The 3,809-nt window shown below is 66.7% G+C and carries 2 protein-coding genes; both read right to left on the reverse strand.

Annotated elements, in window-relative coordinates:
* Positions 1–133 precede the first annotated feature (133 nt).
* Positions 134–2,284: a hypothetical protein gene (locus tag CBW66_RS28115; RefSeq protein ID WP_086141014.1), complete on the reverse strand. Its 2,151-nt coding sequence runs from the start codon at positions 2,282–2,284 to the stop codon at positions 134–136.
* Between the two features lie 10 nt (positions 2,285–2,294).
* Positions 2,295–3,599, reverse strand: a complete 1,305-nt coding sequence (locus CBW66_RS28120; protein WP_367301880.1) for a hypothetical protein — start codon at positions 3,597–3,599, stop codon at positions 2,295–2,297.
* Between the last annotated feature and the right edge of the window lie 210 nt (positions 3,600–3,809).

Here is a 3,809-nt window from a genome sequence, read left to right on the forward strand (position 1 = left end):
CCGGGCGGCTCGCGCAGCGCGGCCGGCTGGCCCAGGGTCAGGCTGCTCCACGGCGCCAGCCGGGCCGCCGGATGGCGCATGCCCAGGTACAGGGCACTGGTAAAGTCGAGCATGCACGCGCCCCGCTCACGCCCTAGACGCTGCGCAGCTGCTGGCTCAGGCGCTGGCGCAGCAACACCGAAGGCATCGTCGATTCGACCACCGGGTCGCTGCTGTCGACGGACAGATCGACCCCGGTGGCGGCGCGGTAGCCGTGGATATAGCCCTGCACTTGCGGCCGCCAGAAGCGCGCCCAGTTGAATGCCTGCGTGGGTTCATAGATATCGCTCCAGTTTCCGTAGCGCACAGACAGCAGCAATTGCTCGCCAAAGATGGCCAGGTTACGGAAATGCATGACGCTCGTGTCCGTCCAGCCCTGCAGTTTCTTCATGGCGTCGACCCTGTCCATCCACGGTTCCGGATACGCGACCATCACGCGCGTGGGCAAAAATTCGCGGAACTCGGGGCGCGCCAGCATCCATTGCTGCATCAGCATCTCGATGCGCGCCGTCGACGGCAAATCGCCGAACTGGTTGTGCGCGCCCTGCGACAGGATCAAATGGATTTCCTTCAATGCATTCAGCACGGGGAAGGCGTCCGCCTTCACGGTGGTATCGTCATCCTGCTTGTAGAACGAGGTCAGCAGGCGCAGCAAGTGGTGGAAGGCTTCCAGGAATTTGGAGCGGCTGTCGGCTGGCCGGAAGTGCTGCACCGCCTTGCCGTCCAGACGCACGCCGTAATGGTGGTCGTACTCGTAGTTGCGGCGCATCACGGTCAGCCGGTGCTGTTCATCCTGCGTGTATCCCCACAGCAGATTATTGAGTGGACGCAGCATGTCGATTTCCGTGTTCGACAAGGGATCGAGATGGTTGCCCGGCGCGCGCAGGTTCTGGAAGCGCTGCGCGATGGCGTTCATGGTCTGCACCAGCATGCCCTCTTCGTGCCAGTACGACCAGATCAGTTCCAGCAGGCAAGGATTGGCCAGCTTTTCCTGAATGATGCCAAAGCACAGGTCGACTTCGCCTTCCTGGCCGCGCGGGATACTGATGGGGATGTCGGGCAGCTTGCGGCGGATCACGGCCAGGTAGGGCAAGGTCTGGAAGCCGTCGATGTTTTCCAGGTAGTCGTGGCGCAGCACGGTTTCCAGGTCGCGTCCCTGGGGAATGTCGCGCCGGTCCAGGTAGGCGTTGTCCTCGGCCGGATTGAAGGCCAGCGGCTGGTTCAGTACGCCGCAATTGACCATCACGAACGCTTCCGTCGCCACTTTCAGCACGCGATAGGAGTCGGCATCGGAAAACGGCAGTGCGCGGCGCTGCTTGAGCTGCTGGAACATATCGGCCTTTTTCACGAAGCGCTCCTGTTCGAAGCCGCGCACATTGGCCAGGTCGCCGCAAAACAGGCTGTCCATGAAATGCAGGTAGTTGGTAAACGACATCGCCTCGGTACTGTTGCGTATCAAGGTCCACAGCGGCAAGTCTTCCGTCGGCTCCGTTTCCGTGCGCGTCAGCGACACGCCCACGTTGCCGGTGATGGGCTGCGGCTGGCGCTCTTCCGTCTCGTATTCCGCATCGAGCGCCAGCATGGCGTGCGGGCTCAGTCCTTCCGGAACGGGCAAGGCGTTGCGCAGTTCAGGACGCTGCGACAGCATCATCTGTCCCATGAAGCGGTGCATGCCGGCGCGCCGCACTGGCGTGGAAAACGCGTTCGCGGCGCCGCGCATGGGCACCCACGGCGCGGCGGCCAGCAGCTGCACCTGGTCGCGCCCGTCGGCGCTCTGATCGCCGTCAAACGAAACGGTGGCGATGGCGCGGTCGCCCACCCTGCCGAACTGACAGTCGCTGGGATGGCAGTCGGCCGTTTCAAACGCCAGCGTCACCTGCGGGTTGAGCTGGGGCGTAAAGCACAATACGGCGCTGCAGCCGGCCTGCACCGTCACGCACTGGGGCGGCGTGGCGGGGAAATTGCCATACACCCCCACGTAACTGCCCGTCATCAGGTCGGTAAACACGGTGCCGCCACGCCCGTCCGTCCAGCGCACGCCCACCAGCATGGCGGGATCAGGCACCCAGGTGGCGGCATTGAAGTTGTGGCAATCCGCCTCGGCTCCCCGGTACAGGCTGATGGCGGCATTGACGACCATGGCCCCGCTGTCCTGCTCGTGTACGGTGACCGCGATGCTGCCGCCGTGGTGTTTCGGACCCGCCTGGCCCGCCCCTCTGCTTTTGCTGCTCATCTTGCTGCTCATGTCGTTCTCCTCAATGGGTAATCAAACGGGATGCCAGGGGCGGCAACGGCCTGCCGGACTGGCGGCCATGCCGCACGACGTCGGCGCACAGCTCCGACGTGTCCAGGGTGCTGCGCAAGGCCCAGTGGGTCAGCAAACGCCCCAGCAGCTCGCTTTCGTCTTCCGGACTCAAGGTACCGCTGGCGCGCGCCTGGCCCAGCACGGCGAATACCAGGGTCGGCGCGGCCTGGTACATCTGCGCCGGCGCCAGGCTCCAGCTGCGAAACAGCTGCGCCAGCATGGCGGGCTGGCGCGTGTGCACGGCCATGGCTTCGACCAGCGAGCCGCCGCGCAAGGCGGACGGCCGGTGCTGCACCAGTAAACCCACGAGGGCCGCCATGCTGGCCTGCAGCTGTTCCAGCAGCCGCTGCCGCGCCGGCGGCAAGCCGGTCAGCGGGTAGTACGATAGCCACAGCTGCTCCAGCCGGTCCCATTGCGGATGCGGATACAAGGCCCGTCCCATGGCGCAGCTCAGGCGCACCCGCAGCCATGGCACCGGATGGGGATCGTCGACATTGAGGCGGAAGACAAACACGCGCGGCAGGCTGACCACGCCGATCAGGCCCAGGGTGGCGGCCACGCCGACCCGCGCCAGCGACCAGAAATCGGCCACGATCTCGGAAATCCACCGCTCCCACAACTGCCATACATGCACCAGACCGCTGCCGCCGTGCTGCATGGCTTGCAGCACGGGCCGCAAGGACGCCACCAGGTCCAGCAGCGCCGCGCCTTGGTGGCCTACCTCGTGCACCAGCGACGAAGCGATGCTGCTGCCGATCATGCGTTCGCGCGGCAGGCGGATGATGGCGACGGGATTGTCGCCGCCGCCCGGCAGGCGCGTGCGCGCGCGGCGGATGGCGGCGCCCGGCCCCCGGTCCAGGTAGCAGATCACGGGCGGCGCCCGGTACACATTGCCGGGCAGCGCCAGCGCGTCGGCGGCAACGATGTCGAGCCCGGCCAGCCACACGCCCGTCTTGTGCTCGCTGCGCTGCGTGATGACTTCGTTGAACAGGTCGAACTGGGTCAGCGCGGCATTGAATTTCAGGCGCAGGAAGGTGAAGCGGCGCTGCGCCTCGGCGGCGGTGGCCATGCTGGCGCCATCGGCGTGCTCGCGCCGCAGCCAGTGCTGGAACTGGGCGACCATGCGCCGCAATTCACGCCGGCCCTGCACCAGCTGGCCTTCGATGGCCGACTGGGCGCTGGGCATCAGGGCGGCCGCCAGCACCGTCGGCTCGATCAGCGCGAACGGTTCCAGCCGCGCCAGCCGCGTCAGCAGCGAGCGCGCCTCCTGCGCCAGCATCCAGGCAGCATAAGCGCCGATGGCCATGATGTCAGACGCCGTACAGGACGATCTTGTGGCCCTGGCGCGCCCAGCGTCCGCTGGAGGGGCGCATGCCCGCCGAGCCCCTTGCCGCGCCGCCCGGCCCCATGGCCCCGCCCGCAGCGGCGCCGCTGCCGTTCTGCGTGGTCACCTGGCTGCCGGGGC

The sequence above is a fragment of the Janthinobacterium sp. GW456P genome (assembly GCF_002127655.1).
GTDB lineage: Bacteria > Pseudomonadota > Gammaproteobacteria > Burkholderiales > Burkholderiaceae_D > Janthinobacterium.

What these genes read in the sequence shown, in the direction of transcription:
- CBW66_RS28115 (WP_086141014.1), bottom strand. Translation starts at nt 2,284, where the DNA reads ATGAGCAGCAAGATGAGCAGCAAAAGCAGAGGGGCGGGCCAGGCGGGT.